19 protein-coding genes and 2 pseudogenes are annotated in these 14,514 nt (G+C 69.7%); 12 read left to right on the top strand and 9 right to left on the bottom strand.

Annotated features, from left to right (window positions below):
• The first annotated feature begins 75 nt into the window (after positions 1 to 75).
• On the top strand, positions 76 to 1,176 hold the full coding sequence (locus tag ABZ924_RS19295) for a hypothetical protein (protein WP_361910809.1): 1,101 nt from the start codon (positions 76 to 78) through the stop codon (positions 1,174 to 1,176).
• Here ABZ924_RS19295 and ABZ924_RS19290 read toward each other — a convergent pair.
• On the bottom strand, positions 1,064 to 1,594 hold the full coding sequence (locus ABZ924_RS19290) for a hypothetical protein (protein WP_361910807.1): 531 nt from the start codon (positions 1,592 to 1,594) through the stop codon (positions 1,064 to 1,066). The two genes, ABZ924_RS19295 and ABZ924_RS19290, sit on opposite strands and share 113 nt — an antisense overlap.
• A gap of 136 nt (positions 1,595 to 1,730) precedes the next feature.
• Between ABZ924_RS19290 and ABZ924_RS19285 the strand changes: the two genes are divergently transcribed.
• The 3 genes from ABZ924_RS19285 (at position 1,731) to ABZ924_RS19275 (ending at position 4,478) form a co-directional block, all read left to right on the top strand.
• A complete protein-coding gene (locus tag ABZ924_RS19285; RefSeq protein WP_361910804.1) occupies positions 1,731 to 2,384 on the top strand; it encodes a hypothetical protein in 654 nt (217 codons plus the stop codon).
• A gap of 205 nt (positions 2,385 to 2,589) precedes the next feature.
• Complete coding sequence (locus ABZ924_RS19280; RefSeq protein ID WP_361910801.1) at positions 2,590 to 3,450, top strand: MBL fold metallo-hydrolase; 861 nt, start codon at positions 2,590 to 2,592, stop codon at positions 3,448 to 3,450.
• Positions 3,451 to 3,473: 23 nt separating this feature from the next.
• Positions 3,474 to 4,478 (top strand): sigma-70 family RNA polymerase sigma factor, encoded by a 1,005-nt coding sequence (locus ABZ924_RS19275; RefSeq protein WP_361910799.1) that lies wholly within the window; start codon positions 3,474 to 3,476, stop codon positions 4,476 to 4,478.
• Here ABZ924_RS19275 and ABZ924_RS19270 read toward each other — a convergent pair whose 3' ends face one another.
• The 3 genes from ABZ924_RS19270 to ABZ924_RS19260 form a co-directional block, all read right to left on the bottom strand.
• Positions 4,479 to 4,697 (bottom strand): DUF4287 domain-containing protein, encoded by a 219-nt coding sequence (locus ABZ924_RS19270; RefSeq protein WP_361910796.1) that lies wholly within the window; start codon positions 4,695 to 4,697, stop codon positions 4,479 to 4,481.
• 108 nt (positions 4,698 to 4,805) lie between these two features.
• The gene (locus ABZ924_RS19265) at positions 4,806 to 5,486 is read right to left on the bottom strand and encodes a DUF998 domain-containing protein (protein WP_361910793.1); all 681 of its coding nucleotides are present in this window, start codon (positions 5,484 to 5,486) and stop codon (positions 4,806 to 4,808) included.
• Positions 5,487 to 5,889: 403 nt separating this feature from the next.
• Positions 5,890 to 6,297: a hypothetical protein gene (locus ABZ924_RS19260; protein WP_361910790.1), complete on the bottom strand. Its 408-nt coding sequence runs from the start codon at positions 6,295 to 6,297 to the stop codon at positions 5,890 to 5,892.
• Positions 6,298 to 6,991: 694 nt separating this feature from the next.
• On the opposite strand from ABZ924_RS19260, the gene ABZ924_RS19255 reads away from it, so the two are divergent.
• Positions 6,992 to 7,381, top strand: coding sequence for a DUF4190 domain-containing protein (locus tag ABZ924_RS19255; RefSeq protein WP_361910787.1), 390 nt, complete (start codon positions 6,992 to 6,994; stop codon positions 7,379 to 7,381).
• 452 nt (positions 7,382 to 7,833) lie between these two features.
• On the opposite strand, the pseudogene ABZ924_RS19250 reads toward ABZ924_RS19255, so the two are convergent.
• Positions 7,834 to 8,139: pseudogene (locus ABZ924_RS19250) on the bottom strand (hypothetical protein); the annotation flags it as partial.
• Positions 8,140 to 8,222: 83 nt separating this feature from the next.
• Positions 8,223 to 8,387 carry a hypothetical protein gene (locus tag ABZ924_RS19245; RefSeq protein ID WP_361910784.1) on the bottom strand — a complete coding sequence of 55 codons (165 nt, stop codon included), beginning with the start codon at positions 8,385 to 8,387 and terminating at the stop codon, positions 8,223 to 8,225.
• 95 nt (positions 8,388 to 8,482) lie between these two features.
• On the opposite strand from ABZ924_RS19245, the gene ABZ924_RS19240 reads away from it, so the two are divergent.
• The 5 genes and pseudogenes from ABZ924_RS19240 to ABZ924_RS19220 all read left to right on the top strand — a co-directional run bounded on the left by ABZ924_RS19240 (position 8,483) and on the right by ABZ924_RS19220 (position 10,771).
• Complete coding sequence (locus ABZ924_RS19240; protein ID WP_361910781.1) at positions 8,483 to 8,989, top strand: hypothetical protein; 507 nt, start codon at positions 8,483 to 8,485, stop codon at positions 8,987 to 8,989.
• Positions 8,990 to 9,095: 106 nt separating this feature from the next.
• The gene (locus ABZ924_RS19235; RefSeq protein WP_361910779.1) at positions 9,096 to 9,761 is read left to right on the top strand and encodes a hypothetical protein; all 666 of its coding nucleotides are present in this window, start codon (positions 9,096 to 9,098) and stop codon (positions 9,759 to 9,761) included.
• Positions 9,749 to 10,168, top strand: a complete 420-nt coding sequence (locus ABZ924_RS19230) for a tyrosine-type recombinase/integrase (RefSeq protein WP_361910776.1) — start codon at positions 9,749 to 9,751, stop codon at positions 10,166 to 10,168. Before ABZ924_RS19235 ends, ABZ924_RS19230 begins: the two co-directional genes overlap by 13 nt.
• Positions 10,165 to 10,314 (top strand): annotated as a pseudogene (locus ABZ924_RS19225) (XRE family transcriptional regulator); the annotation flags it as partial. The gene ABZ924_RS19230 and the pseudogene ABZ924_RS19225, both read left to right, overlap by 4 nt.
• Positions 10,315 to 10,336: 22 nt before the next feature.
• The gene (locus ABZ924_RS19220) at positions 10,337 to 10,771 is read left to right on the top strand and encodes a hypothetical protein (protein ID WP_361910773.1); all 435 of its coding nucleotides are present in this window, start codon (positions 10,337 to 10,339) and stop codon (positions 10,769 to 10,771) included.
• A gap of 90 nt (positions 10,772 to 10,861) precedes the next feature.
• Here the strand turns inward: ABZ924_RS19220 and ABZ924_RS19215 are convergent, their stop codons facing one another.
• A complete protein-coding gene (locus ABZ924_RS19215) occupies positions 10,862 to 11,251 on the bottom strand; it encodes a VOC family protein (RefSeq protein WP_361910770.1) in 390 nt (129 codons plus the stop codon).
• 88 nt (positions 11,252 to 11,339) lie between these two features.
• On the opposite strand from ABZ924_RS19215, the gene ABZ924_RS19210 reads away from it, so the two are divergent.
• Positions 11,340 to 12,122, top strand: a complete 783-nt coding sequence (locus ABZ924_RS19210) for a TetR/AcrR family transcriptional regulator (protein ID WP_361910767.1) — start codon at positions 11,340 to 11,342, stop codon at positions 12,120 to 12,122.
• Between the two features lie 284 nt (positions 12,123 to 12,406).
• Here the strand turns inward: ABZ924_RS19210 and ABZ924_RS19205 are convergent, their stop codons facing one another.
• Together ABZ924_RS19205 and ABZ924_RS19200 are read right to left on the bottom strand one after the other, a co-directional pair.
• On the bottom strand, positions 12,407 to 12,544 hold the full coding sequence (locus ABZ924_RS19205; RefSeq protein ID WP_361910764.1) for a hypothetical protein: 138 nt from the start codon (positions 12,542 to 12,544) through the stop codon (positions 12,407 to 12,409).
• Entirely contained in the window at positions 12,541 to 13,086 is a 546-nt protein-coding gene (locus ABZ924_RS19200) for a recombinase family protein (RefSeq protein ID WP_361910761.1), read from the bottom strand. Before ABZ924_RS19200 ends, ABZ924_RS19205 begins: the two co-directional genes overlap by 4 nt.
• A gap of 380 nt (positions 13,087 to 13,466) precedes the next feature.
• Between ABZ924_RS19200 and ABZ924_RS19195 the strand changes: the two genes are divergently transcribed.
• Entirely contained in the window at positions 13,467 to 13,880 is a 414-nt protein-coding gene (locus ABZ924_RS19195; protein WP_361910758.1) for a hypothetical protein, read from the top strand.
• Positions 13,881 to 14,514: the final 634 nt, after the last annotated feature.

Here is a 14,514-nt window from a genome sequence, read left to right as displayed (position 1 = left end):
CAGATCCGCAGCTCAGCGTGACGCATTGATCGCGCCGTCGGCATGGCACTGGTCCGATCGGGGCAGGGAGGGGCCGTGAGCAGCGGGCTTGCGGCCGGGGCCGCGGCGCGGTCCGGGGTGCCGCAGGGGCATCATGTGCACGGCCTGCTGGCCCTGGGGGCCGAAGTACTGGAGGGCTACTTCCCCGGGCTGCGGGCGGAGCCGGAGCAGGCCGGCGCACCGGTGTGGGACTGGGGCGAGGGGCTGTGTGCGGTGCTGCCCGAGGGCACACCGGCGCCGATGCCGATGGGCATGCCGATCCAGACGTTCTCCCGGCCCCTGCTGGAGCATGTCCTGCGCGGGCGGGTCACCGGGCTTGAGGCCGTCACCTTGCGGGACGGGCCGGCGGTGACGGGCCTGCTTACCGCCGGGCCGGGCCGGGTCACGGGGGTCCGTGTCAAGGGCAGCGACGGCGAGGACGAGATCGTCGCGGATCTCGTGGTGGACGCTTGGGGCCGCTCCTCCCACCTGCCGCAATGGCTGGGCTCCCTCGGCTTGCCCAGCCGCAAGACCGCCTACCACCGCCTCCCCCGCTGGCCCCACGGACTGATCGCGCTGGGCGACTCGGTGTGCACGTTCAGCCCCGCCTACGGTCAGGGCATGACCATCGCCGCCCCCGAGGGCCGCCTCCTGGAGCAGATGCTCCGCAGCCGCCGCAATGGCACTCCCCTCGACGGACAGGGCTTCCAGAAGGGACTGGCTCGCCTCACCGCCTTCTCGTGGCTGATGGCCACCATCCCCGACCGCGCCTGGAAGCGGCCGGGGCCGGCCTGGCCGGTCAAGGCCGGCAACTGGTTCATGGACCGGCTGATCGACACGGTCCCCCACGACCCGCGGACCTACACCGCCTTCTCCCAGCTCTTCCACATGACCGCGGGCCCCCTGGCACTGGCCGACACGCCTGCTCTCCCGCGTCCTCATCGGCCCCCGCCCGGGCGCGAGCACTCAGTCGACCAGGGCCTGACATCGCCTTGGGTACCGGCTCGCCACCGACCTCGCCCACCTGCCGCCCGAAGGCAGCAGTTCAGACGGTCGGGGAGCCGGTGTAGTCGTGGCGCCGGTAGCCGCGGCCGTCGCCGTGCCAGTCCAGGAACAGCACCGAGTCCGCCAAGGCCCCGGGGCCGGCCGGGTGGCTGAGGGTCTCCGTCCGGTAGGTACCCGACCGCGCCCTGGTGGGCGTGCTGTCCTCCAACCGGTCCTCGAGCCCTGGGAAATCGCGCTCGGTCACCACGGGGTCGGTGCCCTGGCGGGACTGCTTGATCTGCAACCGCAGCTTGGCTCCGTCGAAGATGCTCGGGTCGTCCACGGGGTGGAAGCTGGCCCCTTCCCAGCGCACTTCGGCGTACGCGTACACGGTCCCCCCGGACCGGGCCGCGCACGTCGTCACGCTGATCTGCCAGTTGTCCGGCCACGGCCCGTCATAGCTGGTGTCGTCGATGTCCTTCGTGCTGGACGCGCACTTGTAGACCGGCACGGCAGTGACGGAGGACGCGGCCGGTGCCGCCACCGCCACCACTGCCAGCCCGGCCACTGCCGCCCGCTGGATGGTGTTCATGCCTGGTCAATGCCGATACCGCAGGCGGCGACACGGCCGTGGCCCGAATCCGCCCCCGACGGGGTACTTTCCCCCTCCGCTTGCCGGGAGGAGTCCCTCACACCGGGGTGTCAGTGCCCTTTGGCAGCATGACCCCATGAGCAAGGTAGTGAATTTCAGCATGGCGAACCGCGGCCAGGTCCTGCGCTTCGTGCCCGCCCTGGACCTCAGCGCCGACGAATCACGACGCCTGGGGAACATGCGCGCGACGGCACAGGCACGTCAGGCCGATCTCGACGCCCAAGGCGTGGACTGGGGGTTGCCGGTGCCGGAGGCGCTGGAGCAGCTGATCGCCGGTCGGGCCGACTCCGACGCCGACTATGCCGGGTGCGCCTACTACGCGGCCCTGCAGATCGTCATCGACCACAACGCGAGCGACCCCGACACCCTGGCGAGTTACCGGAGTCCCGTCACCTTCTTCTCGGCTCTGGACGCCGCGCTGAGCGCAGAAGGCGTCCCACCGGATCTGCTGCCCTACCAGTACGTCTTCAGCGGCCCGCCCTCGGAGATCGGGTTCCACATTCCCCACCCTCTGGACGGCTCGCCGGAGATCGGATGCTGGCCGCTGGCAACGGCCGGGCCCGCGGTGGATGCCTACCGAGCGGTGCTGGACCGCATCGACGCCGATCTCCGCTATGACCTGGAGGAGCTCATCAAGGCCCTTGATGGCTGGTCCTCGGAATGGAAGAAGGGACGGGGCGCCTGGTGGTGGGCCGAGGACGGCTCGATCTTCTTCTCGATCACCGGCTGACCAACTGGGCCAGAGCCTCAGGGCGGCCCGCACCGGTGCGGGCCGCCCTCGGACGCCTCGCGGTTCCGCTGACGGGCAAGCCGTCGCGCGGCGCACGGCCTTGCGACAGCGCTGGAGCCTGCGTGAGCCAGCCGCGGGGCCTGTGCGGGCTGTGCTCGTCCGACGGCTCGCTCCCCGGCGTGGCGACGAGGGGTAGGTTGGACTCGTGATCGACTTTCTCCGGGGCGCCCCGGTCGCAGGCAGTCTCGACGTCGTCTGGCACGCGGGCTGGCCCTCTCCGAAGCACGACCCGGCACCGGAGATCCAGATCCACGCCTATTCCGAGCACACGGTGCTCCTGCGCCAGAACAAATCCGTGCACTACGAAGCCCCGTTCCTCTTCCTCCTCTTCGGCAATGAACGGGCGCTGCTCCTCGACACAGGCGCCTCCGCCGACCCGGCCCACTTCCCGCTGCGGGAAACGGTCGACCGGCTCATGGCGGACTGGCTGGAGCGCCATCCGAGGCCCGCGTACTCACTGCTGGTCGCCCACACCCACGGACACGGCGACCACATCGCTGCGGACCCGCAGTTCGCGGACCGGCCCCTCACCACGGTCGTGGGACCCGGACTGGAGGAGGTCACGGCCGCTTTCGACCTCGCCGACTGGCCGCACCGCATCGGCGCATTGGACCTGGGCGGCCGGATCCTCGATGTGATCCCCGGCCCCGGCCACCAGCAGGCCGCAGTGGTCTTCCACGACCGCCACACCGGCCTCCTGCTGACCGGCGACTCCCTCTATCCGGGGCGGCTCTACATCGAGGACCGGACTGCCTACTCGGCCACCGTCGACCGGCTTCTGGACTTCTGCGCCAACCATCCGGTCCGCCACGTCCTCGGCTGCCACATCGAGATGACCACCACGCCGGGCGAGGACTACCCCCGCGGCACCACGTACCAGCCGGACGAGCCGCCGCTCCAGCTCACCACAGGCCATCTGCGTACCCTGCGAAGGGCCCTCGACGAGACGGCGGACCTCCACGGCACGCATCCCTACGGGGAGTTCGTCCTCGTGTACCGCGACTGACCAGCTTTACTCGGAGGTGCGACATGGCGGATACCGGGGCGCCCGGCGCAGTGGCGGAGGAGCTCGAGGAGTACCGCGGGGAGCTGACCGGTTACTGCTACCGGATGTTGGGTTCGTACGCCGAGGCCGAGGACGCCGTGCAGGAGGCGCTGGTCCGGGCGTGGCGGAGCATCGACCGCTTCGAGGGCCGGTCAACGCTGCGGTCGTGGGTGTACCGCATCGCCACCAACGTGTGTCTGGACGCCCTCGCCACGGGAAAGCGGCGGGCGCTGCCGATAGACCTGTCCGGCCCCAGCGAGGGCGGCACCCCTCCGGCACCCCCGCAGGACTCCGTCTTGTGGGTGGAACCCTGCCCCGGCGGCGATCCTGAGGTGGCGGCGACGACGGGCGAGTCGGTGCGGCTGGCGTTCGTCGCCGCACTGCAGCACCTGCCGCCCAGGCAGCGGGCCACGCTGATCCTGCGGGACGTCCTGGGCTTCTCGGCGCGTGAGGTCGCCGACCTGCACGGCTCCACCGTCGCCTCGGCCAACAGCGCCCTGCAGCGGGCCCGCGCCACGCTGGCCGACCGCCGCCACCACGCGACGGACGGGCCGGCCGCCCGGCCGTCCGACGACAGCGTCCGCGGGGTGCTGGCCGAGCGGTACGCCACGGCCTTCTCCCGTTACGACATGGAGGAGCTGAACATGCTCCTCCACGTCGACGCCACGCTGTGCCTGCCGCCGTACGCGAAGTGGATGCGCGGTGTCCCCGCCATCCATGCGTGGCTCACCGGTCCCGCGGTCGATTGCCGCGGCTCGCGTCTGGTCCCGACGGTGGCGAACGGCTCCCCCGCCTTCGGCCAGTACCGCCCCTGCCCGGACGGCGTCGGCTACGCGCCTTGGGCCCTGCAGGTCCTCGAGTTCCGCGGCGACCGGATCAGCGGCATCACGGCCTACCGTGACACCGACCGCCTCTTCCCGCTCTTCGGCCTGCCGGACCGCCTGGGCGAGGACGCCCGGCTCGGAGCTCACGGCGAAGCCCCCGCCTGACTACGTGTCGGCGCCCTCGGCGAGGGTGTGGGCGACCAAGGCGTTGGCGTGGCCGTGGCCCAGGCCGTGCTGAGACTTGAGCCAGTCGACGAGCTGCATGTGCCGGGTAAGCGGGGAAGCGCGGATGAGCTCCTTCCACTCGGCGACCGGGCGGCCGTACTTCTTCTCGATGGAGGGGAAATAGCTGGCGGGGCCCTTCACTGCGGCTGCGGCGGCCATGGATTCCTCGTTTCCTGTCGGGGTGATGGTGATGCGATCGGCGGCGGGCCGGTCCCGCCGAGGTGGGCCGCACCGCCGGACGGGCGGTCGGCGGTCAGCGGTCATCGGTCATCTGTCAGCGACGGCCGGTGTGGTGGCGAGGCGGGTCATCACGGCCGTCAGCCACAGCAGACCGAGGCCAGCGCCGACTGTGAAGGCCAAGACGGAGGCGGCGGAGGCTGCGAAGCCGGCGAGGACGACACCCGGGGCGAGACGCGAGGCCGCGGCCCACCTGCGGTGCCCCTTGGCGGCGAGCGAGCGGGCAAGGACGACGAAGGCGGCACACAGAGCCAGGTAGCCGACCATTCCGGCGGCCATGTGGAGTGCACCGTGGCCGCTCATCACCGCCGCGTCGGGAGCTCCGGCGGGGAAGCCCGCTCCGGCATCGGCCGGGAATGCCGCCGCGGCCCAGAACGAACCGCCGAAGACACCGACCAGGACCGGACCCCAGGTACCGCCCGGCCCTCCGCCCAGCGCCCGGCGCAGACCCACCGCACCCAGCACCAGCAAGGTGCCGGCGAGCAGGAAGCCGGCCGTCTGGACCCAGCCCGCCTCGCCGAGCGCAAGCTGGCTGAGTGCGTTCCGCCGGAAGTCGAAGCCGTCCCGGGCGATGCCTTGCACGACACCGACCGCGAGGAACACCGGACCGGCTGCGATACCACCGGCCAGCCACCGGCGTACCGCCGTGCGGTGCCGGAGGGCGGCCGCTACGGGAACAACATGATGGGACGCTCTGAGCGTGGAGGTCATGAACGTGCCTTCCTCAAGTTGGGTTGTCACTCGTCTGACTGACCGACACCAACAAAGTCATCGCTCGGAGCAATGTCTGATGGATCACAACGCTCATGCGGCTCGGCCCAGAGCGAGGGCGTCTGGCCGACGTCCAGCCCGAGCCGTGCCGCTGATTCATGGCCAGTAGCCGGTGCGCTGCACGAAAACCTCCAGGCGGCGGGCGCCTTTCACCCGCGGCCGTGGACCAGGCGCAACGTCGTCGATGCACAAGCCGAGGGCAAGTCCGTCTTGTTCTTCCTCGGCCATCGCCAGAGCGCTGAGCACCCGGCACCGCCAACGGGTGACGGCCACGACGGCGACCACGCCGCCCAGCGGACTGACCAGCGGAGCTCCGACGGTGGGGATGTCGGGCTGCGAGGGATCAGGCTCTGAGCCGGGCCCCTCGGGCCTTTTCCGAGAACGTGATCACGAGCGCGAGGACGCCGGTCACGACCAGGCTCCCGATCATGACAAGGCACACTCCGATCATGAAGAGCCCGCTCGAGTCGTCCGACCAGTCGTAATAGGCGGCCACGGTCAGCCCGGCGGTGGTACCGAGCACGGCCGCCGCGGCGTACTCCCGGAAAGCCGCCCAGGACACCACCGCCACCAGCGTCAGCCCGAGCCCGATCACCTGCCACGCCTCGTAGGGGCCGGTCTGCGAACCGTCAGGGTGCACGTCACGATGCTGGTCCCAGCCCAGCCAGGCAGCCCACGCCACCATCGCCACCACGGCCAGCAACGGGGTCGACAACTGGCGGAGAAGAGGCCTCTGCAGTCCTTTGGTCATGGCCCCCACTGTTCCGGCCCGCCCGAACACACATCAGAGCGCAGGTACTCAGTCCGAAGCGCCGAAGTACCTAGAGCGGGTTCGACGCGGATCCTCTGTGAGCCCGTCGACGGGCTTGGATTCGCACAGGGTCCAAGAACCTGGCCGTCCTTGGTCACCAGCTCGGAGAGACGGTGACCAAAGCCACCGACCCCGGAGGCCGCCGTCGACTCAAGGGAGGCCGGGACCACGCCGCGGCCGGCGCCCGGGGCCGCACTCAGGGCGTGTCCGGCCGGGTCCTTCTCGAATCGGGGTCGGTGCGCCATCCGGGACGTCAGCCAGGGGCCGGGCTGCGCCTGAGCGCACGCATCGCGGGGGCAGCCGTCCACCGCTTCGGTCCGCCCCGCTCAGCATGTCTTGGGACGGAGCCCCGCGGCGCAACGCCGCCGGTACTCCGGAATCTCCGCCCGCATCTCGGCGACCTTCTGCTTCTGCTCGTCGCTCCAGCCGGTGCTGTCGGGGGCATCACCGCGATGGGAGCAGCGCTCGCCCCGTGTCCAGCCAGTCATGGGCTCCACGCTCCAGGGAAGCCGTGCCAGGTAGGCACGGTGCTCGGCGTGCGCGCGGTGAAGGGGCCCCTGGAGTTACGGGGCCTTGGGGAATCTGAGTACGAGCGCGGATACAGCCGGCGGGCTGGGCAGAGTTGGCTGGGGGCATGAGCACTTCTGTCCCGCCCTCTGGCGCATACGGCCCGTACCCCGAGATGGATTCCGCCCCCTCCGGCCACGACGACGAAGACCTGTCCGTCCCCCGGGCCCGGACGGGGAAGTTCTCACTGTCCGCGGGCGCCCTGGCGTTGGCGATGGGTGGATGCCCGTGGCTGCCGGCCGCGGTCTTCCCCGTCTGGCTGCGGTACTTCCCGCTCTACCTGATCGTGCCGATGGGAATCATCGCGCTGGTCTCCGGCATAGGTGCCCTGCGCGACACCCGAGGCCGGCCGGATCCCGCTCGCGGGTGGGCGCGGGCCGGAATCGCCCTCGGCGCGGTCGCCGTGATCGTGCCGGTCGGGTTCGTCGTGTGGGGCTTCTGGGCGCTCAGCAGCTGAGCCCTCGCAGAGCTCGGGGCCGCCAGCACCCCGGCGGCGGGGGCAGCTCTCGCATCCGGACCGGCGACATCTTGCCTTCCTCACCTCCGCCCCGCAGGTCCAGGACGGTCTCGAACCACCATGACCGCCACCCGTACAGAGCAGACGCGAACACCTCGACCGGGCCTGGGCCGGGCTTCTCCTATGTCACTGTCATGGTGTAGCCCTTGTCCGTCGTCAGGTCGCCGCCAGCGCGGACCCAGAGGACTGCGGAGCGCTGGTCGGTTACGACGGCGACGACACGGGGGCTGGGGCGACGCCAGCACAGGCGGTCCAGCATCAGTGTGGATGGTGTGGGCCACGGCGAGGAACGCTGCGTCGAAGGGGTAGTCCTTGCGGGGCAGGCCGTGCAGGCTGCACGGCAGGGCCTCGATCCAAGTGAGGCTGACGAGGGCCTGACCGTAGACGGCGTCCGCCCACAGCGCGGCCACGTCCAGGTCCGCCTCCTGCTCCTCGAACATCACCTTCGCCGCCTGCGCGAGCACGCGTGACGCCTTCTCCCACTGGGGCACCGTAGACAGCCGCGCCTTCTCCGTCTTCCGCTTCGCCGTGTTCAGCAGCCGGGTGGCCATATCGAGCCAGCGCCGACATCACGCTCGGCGAATCCTGCACAGCCTCAGCCGACCGAGCTGGAACACGCCGATCTCGTCCACCGGCTCCAGCGCGCGGGCGAACGCCGTTCCGGTGGTTCGCGTCGGCGGCCGGCGCAGCCGCTCCATTCACCGGCGGAAGCGGATTCAGGCAGCCATGCGGGTCCTGCGGCACACGTTCGGCGCCGGGGGACCCGCACCGGCCGCACCGGTCAGACGGCCGGGGCGAAGCCCGTCACCGAGGGGTACGGGCTGGTGGTGTCCACCCCCGGGAAGACCGTGAACTTGCCGGGTGTGTCAGCGGACCACAGGTTGGGCAGGCCGTCACCGGTGAGGTCGCCGTCGGAGCCGATCCGCGGATGCATGGCAGCGGACACGAGGACCAGGACGGGGCCCGCCGTCAGCTCGAGGAGTCCCGAGCCCGGCTGGGCTGCGTCGAGCTGTCGTGAGGCAGCTCTGGCAAGATGACACAATGTTCGATTTTGGCATCGCGGGCTACCAGCCGCTTTGGTTGAACTGCCGCACTGACGTGGTGCGGGAGCATGCTCATCGACTGCGTGGTCTCGCCGGCCGAACTCTCACGAGCGTCTGGGTGGTCTGGGACCGTCAGGACGAAGAGTGGTTCGGTGACTGCCCGGTCTTGTTCGACTTCGAGGGCGAGCAGGTCGAGATCAATCATCATAAGTTCTGCGATCTGTCCCTCACGTGGAACTCGATCGACCCCAGTGACCCTGTTCAGTGGCCCGGCTTCGACCTGCAGTGGCGTTCTGATCCTCTTCCGGGACTTCAGGCTCTGCGGGGCCTGTCCCTCAAGGGGGTCGAGCTGCTCGAGTGGACGGGCGGGGATCCGGCCGAGGGAAACGTCGACGTCAGCTTCGTCTTCGAGACGAGTCGGGTGACCGTCTTCAATGCTCTCGACGAGAACGGGCTGAGCTTCGCCCCGCCTGATCAGCACCAGCGGTCCCACCCGCTCCACTGATGCTTCTGGAGTCAGGTATGTCGCCAGTTCGAGGCGGGTTCTCGGGTGAGCCTGCGGCTTATGAGGTCGATCACCGCGATCCGACTCATGGTCGTGGCCGTCCCCCATGGGAAGTGAGCACTGGGCGCCCGCGTCGGCGGAGGAACTGGAGCGGTTCGAGGCCGACGTGCTCTCCGGGTTCGTCCTCGCGCGGGCCTCGGCGGGCCTGGCGGAGGCACCATCCGCGGCGACGTCGGGGACCTGGAGCGACGTCGGGCACCTGGAGCAGGTCAGGACCTGGTTCGGCTGGCCACTGTGGGACGTGGAGCCCGCCGACGCCGACGCGTACTTCGGAAAGGTGCTGCGGAACTCGCCCAGCGGCACCCGGCTGGCTCGGTCGCAGGCGCTGACCACGTACTTCATGTTCCTGGAGTTGCGGCACAAGGTCGAGCCCCACCGGATGACCGGCCGGGTGGTGGAGTGCCCGATCGACGCGATGAACCGGCCGCGCGGCGCCGAGGACGCCCAGCTGCGGATCCCGCCGACCGGGCCGGAGATCGGGACTCTGTTCACCGGCTGGGGCGGCGAGCCGGCCACCTGCCGCAAGTTCGCCCCGACCGCCCGGAACTACGCTGCGGCGAAGCTGATCTCCCAGGTCGGCCTGCGGGGCAGCGAGGCATGCAAGATCGACCTGGACGACATCAAGTGGAACCTGGGCCGCTTCGGCAAACTCCACGTCCGCCACGGCAAGGGCGCCCCGGCTCTGGGCCGCGCGAGCGGATGGTGCCGCTGATCAACGGTGCCGACCGCACGCTGCGGTGGTTCATCGAGGACGTCTGGGGCCAGTTCGACGACGACCACACCCGCCCCGGCGCCCCGCTGTTCCCCTCCGAACGCAAGAACGCCGACGGCTCGTCTCGCCCGGTGGGCGATGACGCCCTGCGCGGCGGACTCAAGGACGCCCCCAAGGCGCACCTGCCGGGATGGGGCAAGCAGCTGACGCCGCATGTCCTGCGGCATTTCTGCGCGTCCCAACTCTATGAGAACGGCCTTGACTGGCTCGCAATCCAGGAGGTTTTGGGGCGTTCCTGGATCGCCACGACGATGCGATACGTCCACGTCCAGCAGACCCGGGTCGAGGATGCCTGGGCCGCCGGGACCGAGCGGGCCGCCAAGCGGCTGGAAGGGCTGATCCGATGAGGTGGATTCTGCGGCTGACGGCCGCGAACAAGGGTGTCTGGAAGGCGTCCGAGCTCCAGCGGGGCCTGGCCGAGCACGGGCTGGTGATCTCGGCGGGGAAGAGGTCCGGGCTGTGGTCCGGCCAGCCGGTCTCCCTCAAGCTGGAGTCCCGCTCTCCAGCTGAACGACGTGGACCTGGGCAACCGCCGGCTCACCATCGCCGGACGCACCCGCCCCATGAACGACCTCACCCACCAGATGCTGCCGGCCTGGCTGGACTACCGGCGTCGGCGCTGGCCGAACACCGCCAACCCCCACCTGTTCATCAACCAGATGACCGCGTTGGAAACCGGGCCGGTCAGCGGCTGGTGGATCAAGCACGAACTCCACGGCCAGGACGCCACCCCGGAACGGCTCCGCATCGACCGCCGGCTCGAAGAAGCCCTCGTCCACGAGCCCGACCCGCTCCACCTCGCCGGGGCCTTCGGCCTGGACGAGAAGACGGCGATCCGCTACGCGGATTCCGCACGGGCCCTGCTGGAGCAGGCCGCCGAGGGTGGCCCTGTTGGGGATCCTCGAAAATTCGAGAACCTCCGGAGCCGCTCGCGTTCTCTACCTGGTTGAGGGGCTCAACAACAGGTCGGAGCCTCTCCTCACGACGCCCCTGTGACCCTGACTGGGTGTCATCGCTTTGGGGCCGCGGCGCCTGTTGTCTCAGCGGCTGGTGGGTGCGTTCCAGTCGACCAGTTGGACGATGACGCCATTGGGGTCGCGGACCTGAAAGGCGCGCTCACCCCACTCCTCGTCCGTCAGCGGCATGGTGATCGCGACGCCTTCGGAGCGCAGGCGCGCCAGCTCGCCTTCGAGGTCCTCGACGACGAAGGCGAGGATCAGACCTGCGGCGTGCTCGTCGCGCTGATCCGCCGGCAGGGAGTCCAGCCCCCGCCGCAAAAAGATGACGTTCATGCCGGCGTCGTCGCGCGTCAGGGACGCGAAGCCGTCGGCGGCCATCTCCTCGCGGAACCCGAAGTGCTCGATGAGGAAGGCGCTGGATGCGGGGACATCGTCGACGTTGAGCGAAACGGCACTAGAGGTGATCTTCATGAAAGCTCCTCCGAGATCGCACTGAGCACATTCTCTGTACGCAGTACAATGTACACCGTACAGAGTTAGATTGCGAGAGGATGACCCCGTGCCAACGGAACGAACCAGCTCGGGCGACCCGGCCCACACCCTGCAACTGCTGTGGCGCGGCTCCTCCCCTGACCGTCGCCGAGGACCGCGACGGGGGCTGAGCATCGACGCGGTGGTCGAGGCCGCCACCGCCATCGCCGACGCTGAAGGCCTGGACGCGGTGACCATGCGCCGGGTGGCCAAGGAACTCGGCGTGGTGCCGATGACGCTGTACACCTATGTCCCCGGCAAGGCCGAGCTCCTCGACCTCATGCTCGACACCGCCTACGCCCGCATGCCCCGCACCGACACCACCGGACAGCCCTGGCGCCAACGCGTCACCGCTATCGCCGAAGAGAACAAGGCCCTCTTCGAACGCCACCCATGGGCCACGACCGTCTCCACGGTCAGGCCTCCGCTGGGGCCGGGGCAGATGTCAAAGTACGAGCACGAACTGTCCGGGCTCGACGGCCTCGGCCTCAGCGACGTCGAGATGGATGACTGCCTGACCCACCTGCTCACCTTCGTGCAAGCATGCGCCCGCGCCGTCGCCGACGTCCGCGCCGCACAGCACGACAGCGCCCTGAACGACCAACAATGGTGGGAGCTGAACGCCCCGCTCCTCGCCCGGGTACTCGACGAGAACGCCTACCCCACCGCCGTCCGCGTCGGCGCAGCCGCAGGCGCCGCACACAGCAGCGCCTACGACCCCGCCCACGCCTACTCGTTCGGCCTGCAACGCGTCCTCGACGCCTTCGCCGCCCTGATCGACCGAAGCAGAGACGCGAAGACATCGACTTGACCGCACCGGCACGACGCCATTACCCCGTGAGTCGGAGCACCTGTCGCCGATGCTCCGGCCGGGGAACTCGGTGAGGAGGTCTGGCTCTTCTGCGAGCGCAGGGCGGTGCAAAGGGCCCCATCAGCCAAGCGAGTCGAGTACGAACCCGCGGGCTCATCGCCCAGAATCAGGGGGTCGCACCCGCGGGTTCGCATTGAAATGCCTTCAGTTTCCATGAGCCCGCGGGGATCTCGGGGTCCCAGGAGTACTCGCCGAAAAAGGAACGCCAACGGCTGAGGCGCAGGTCAGCGCGCGGGTTCCATCGCGGTTGTGCGCTCGTCGGGTTCGCGCAGCATGCGCATGAGCGGGGCGGGCGACGGGTGCCGGTTCTTCTTCTTGCCCGTGGTGATGACGAGCCGGGCAGCGATGTCATGCAGGCTCATCTCCTGGCCGCGCAGGTGGAGGGCCATGGACAGCATGGACTCGTCGGTGACGCCCGCGCCGCCGATGGTCTTGCCGCGTTTGCGGGCGGAGTCGTGGCCTTCGAGGGTGCGGTCGCGGATGTACTCGCGCCTCCATGCCGGACATGGCCGCCAACACGGTGAACACGGGCCTTCAGCTCTTCGGCGAGCATGGCGAGTTCGATACCGCGGCCGAGCCGTTTGTGTTCGTGGACGACGAGGGTCACGGCGACGCCGGAGGAGCAGATCCCCCCGGCGAGCTTGACGGCGGCCTCCAGCTCGGGGCGCCAAGTGGCGCGGGTGGAGATCTTCTCCGAGAAGACTCGCGTCGCTCCGGGTTCGGCCAGGCAGTCGAGCTGGGCGTCGAGGGACTGCCGGGCGGTCGAGGGCTGTGCGTAGCCGAGGCGGACGTGCCCGACCGGTTCGGCGCCGGCGCTGATGGGCCGGGGCAGCTCGGTCCGCACCGACCCCGGCTTCCGGATGGCGGGGATCGGCACGCTGAGCGTCTTGGCGAGCTGGGTCACGAGGCGGAAGCGGGTGGTGTGGTGCTCATCGCCACCATGCCTTCGCCGATCCTGCACGGGGAGCCCGCGGGGCGGCGCAGGTGGACATCGGGCAGCCGTGCGCTTCCACGCTCACTTCCACCAGCGGCGAGGCGATCGGCGTTCGGCAGCATCCGCTCCAGCTCGGCGTGCAGCTCCTCAGCCTCGGACGGGATGTCCTGCCGTCAGCGGCGAGATGACCAGCTCCCCGCCGTCGTTCAACCTGACCGGTCCGTCGCCACGCCCAAGGACCTCCTCCAGGTCGGTCAGGGCTCGTCGATTGATCACGCTGCGAGGCCCGTCTGCTCTGGCTCGACACACCTCACTCGCCCGGACGGATTCGGCATGAGAACCTCACATCCGTGGCTACGGAAACCGAGGTCGGAGAACTGTTGCACCAGCGCGGCTGGCGGACGGCGTTCACGCTCGCTGAAAGGGTGAACGCGTGGGCCGCCCTGGTGAGCGCCATCGAGCGCGGCTACGGCGACGACATCCACGAATACACCAACGACCTCTACTGCCGAAACTGGCTGCACGAGGCGTGGCTCCTGCTGGACGACCACATCGTCCAGCTCTGGACCAAGCAGATCAAAGCCCTGGACGACCGGTACATGGCCGCAACAATCGACGACGACGGCATGGCACTCGACCAGTTCCACAGGCTTCCCGGCCCCGACCTGTGGTGGTGGCGGCGACACCCGCGCATCCTCACCGGAGACCTCGGGTATTCGCTTCACTCGGCCGGCGCCATCGGCGCCGGCCCGGACACACCGTGACCTCAGCTTAAACGGGATTACGGGACGACTCTTGGGCGCCGGATATCGGACGATGCAATGACAAGGCCGCCATGAGCGGCATGGGCAGTGCGTACAAGGTCCGTGATCCAGGCTCCGATCGGGTGCTCTTGGTTCCTTCAGCTGCGGTGCCATGCCAAGGGTAAGAGCAGGGGGATGACCGCTTCGCGAATCGGCCGGCCTTGATCAGGATGCCCAAGCACACGATGTTGCGTACGGCCGTCATGCCGCCTTTCCGCCCTCCCGGTGTCCTCCGCGAGCGGGTACGCCGCGCAGCGCGTGAGGGCCCGCCGGGCGTAGCGGCACGTCGAAGGCCCTGCGAATTGGCGGACGGCGGCGGAGAGGACCGTACCCGTGCCTGACCACCCCGGCTCGGGCCCCCGTACCGACGGGACGATTGCAGCAGCCCTTCGACGGTCTGGAAATCCCCGACTCGGATTCCGCCGGGCGGGTCCGGACGAGAGCTGGCCCCGGCCTGTTTGCCTTGGGCCGCGCCGAGCGCCCCTGCTCTTCGAGCAACGGCCGAAGGCCCCGGGGCCGGCCTGGGGAGGCCGGCCACCGGGGCCTTCGGTATCGCTGTTCGGCTCAGCGGGTGCTGCTCACTGGTGGCTTAGTA

This window comes from Streptomyces sp. NPDC046876 (assembly GCF_040645035.1).
Lineage (GTDB): Bacteria > Actinomycetota > Actinomycetes > Streptomycetales > Streptomycetaceae > Streptomyces.
Note: the sequence above shows the minus strand (reverse complement) of the source record. Positions and strands in the feature narration are given on the sequence as shown.

Coding starts and splice junctions, on each gene's coding strand:
- ABZ924_RS19290 (WP_361910807.1), bottom strand. CDS start 1,594: ATGAACACCATCCAGCGGGCGGCAGTGGCCGGGCTGGCAGTGGTGGCG.
- ABZ924_RS19285 (WP_361910804.1), top strand. CDS start 1,731: ATGAGCAAGGTAGTGAATTTCAGCATGGCGAACCGCGGCCAGGTCCTG.
- ABZ924_RS19275 (WP_361910799.1), top strand. CDS start 3,474: ATGGCGGATACCGGGGCGCCCGGCGCAGTGGCGGAGGAGCTCGAGGAG.
- ABZ924_RS19270 (WP_361910796.1), bottom strand. CDS start 4,697: ATGGCCGCCGCAGCCGCAGTGAAGGGCCCCGCCAGCTATTTCCCCTCC.
- ABZ924_RS19265 (WP_361910793.1), bottom strand. CDS start 5,486: ATGACCTCCACGCTCAGAGCGTCCCATCATGTTGTTCCCGTAGCGGCC.
- ABZ924_RS19260 (WP_361910790.1), bottom strand. CDS start 6,297: ATGACCAAAGGACTGCAGAGGCCTCTTCTCCGCCAGTTGTCGACCCCG.
- ABZ924_RS19255 (WP_361910787.1), top strand. CDS start 6,992: ATGAGCACTTCTGTCCCGCCCTCTGGCGCATACGGCCCGTACCCCGAG.
- ABZ924_RS19240 (WP_361910781.1), top strand. CDS start 8,483: ATGTTCGATTTTGGCATCGCGGGCTACCAGCCGCTTTGGTTGAACTGC.
- ABZ924_RS19235 (WP_361910779.1), top strand. CDS start 9,096: ATGGGAAGTGAGCACTGGGCGCCCGCGTCGGCGGAGGAACTGGAGCGG.
- ABZ924_RS19230 (WP_361910776.1), top strand. CDS start 9,749: ATGGTGCCGCTGATCAACGGTGCCGACCGCACGCTGCGGTGGTTCATC.
- ABZ924_RS19215 (WP_361910770.1), bottom strand. CDS start 11,251: ATGAAGATCACCTCTAGTGCCGTTTCGCTCAACGTCGACGATGTCCCC.
- ABZ924_RS19205 (WP_361910764.1), bottom strand. CDS start 12,544: ATGAGCCTGCATGACATCGCTGCCCGGCTCGTCATCACCACGGGCAAG.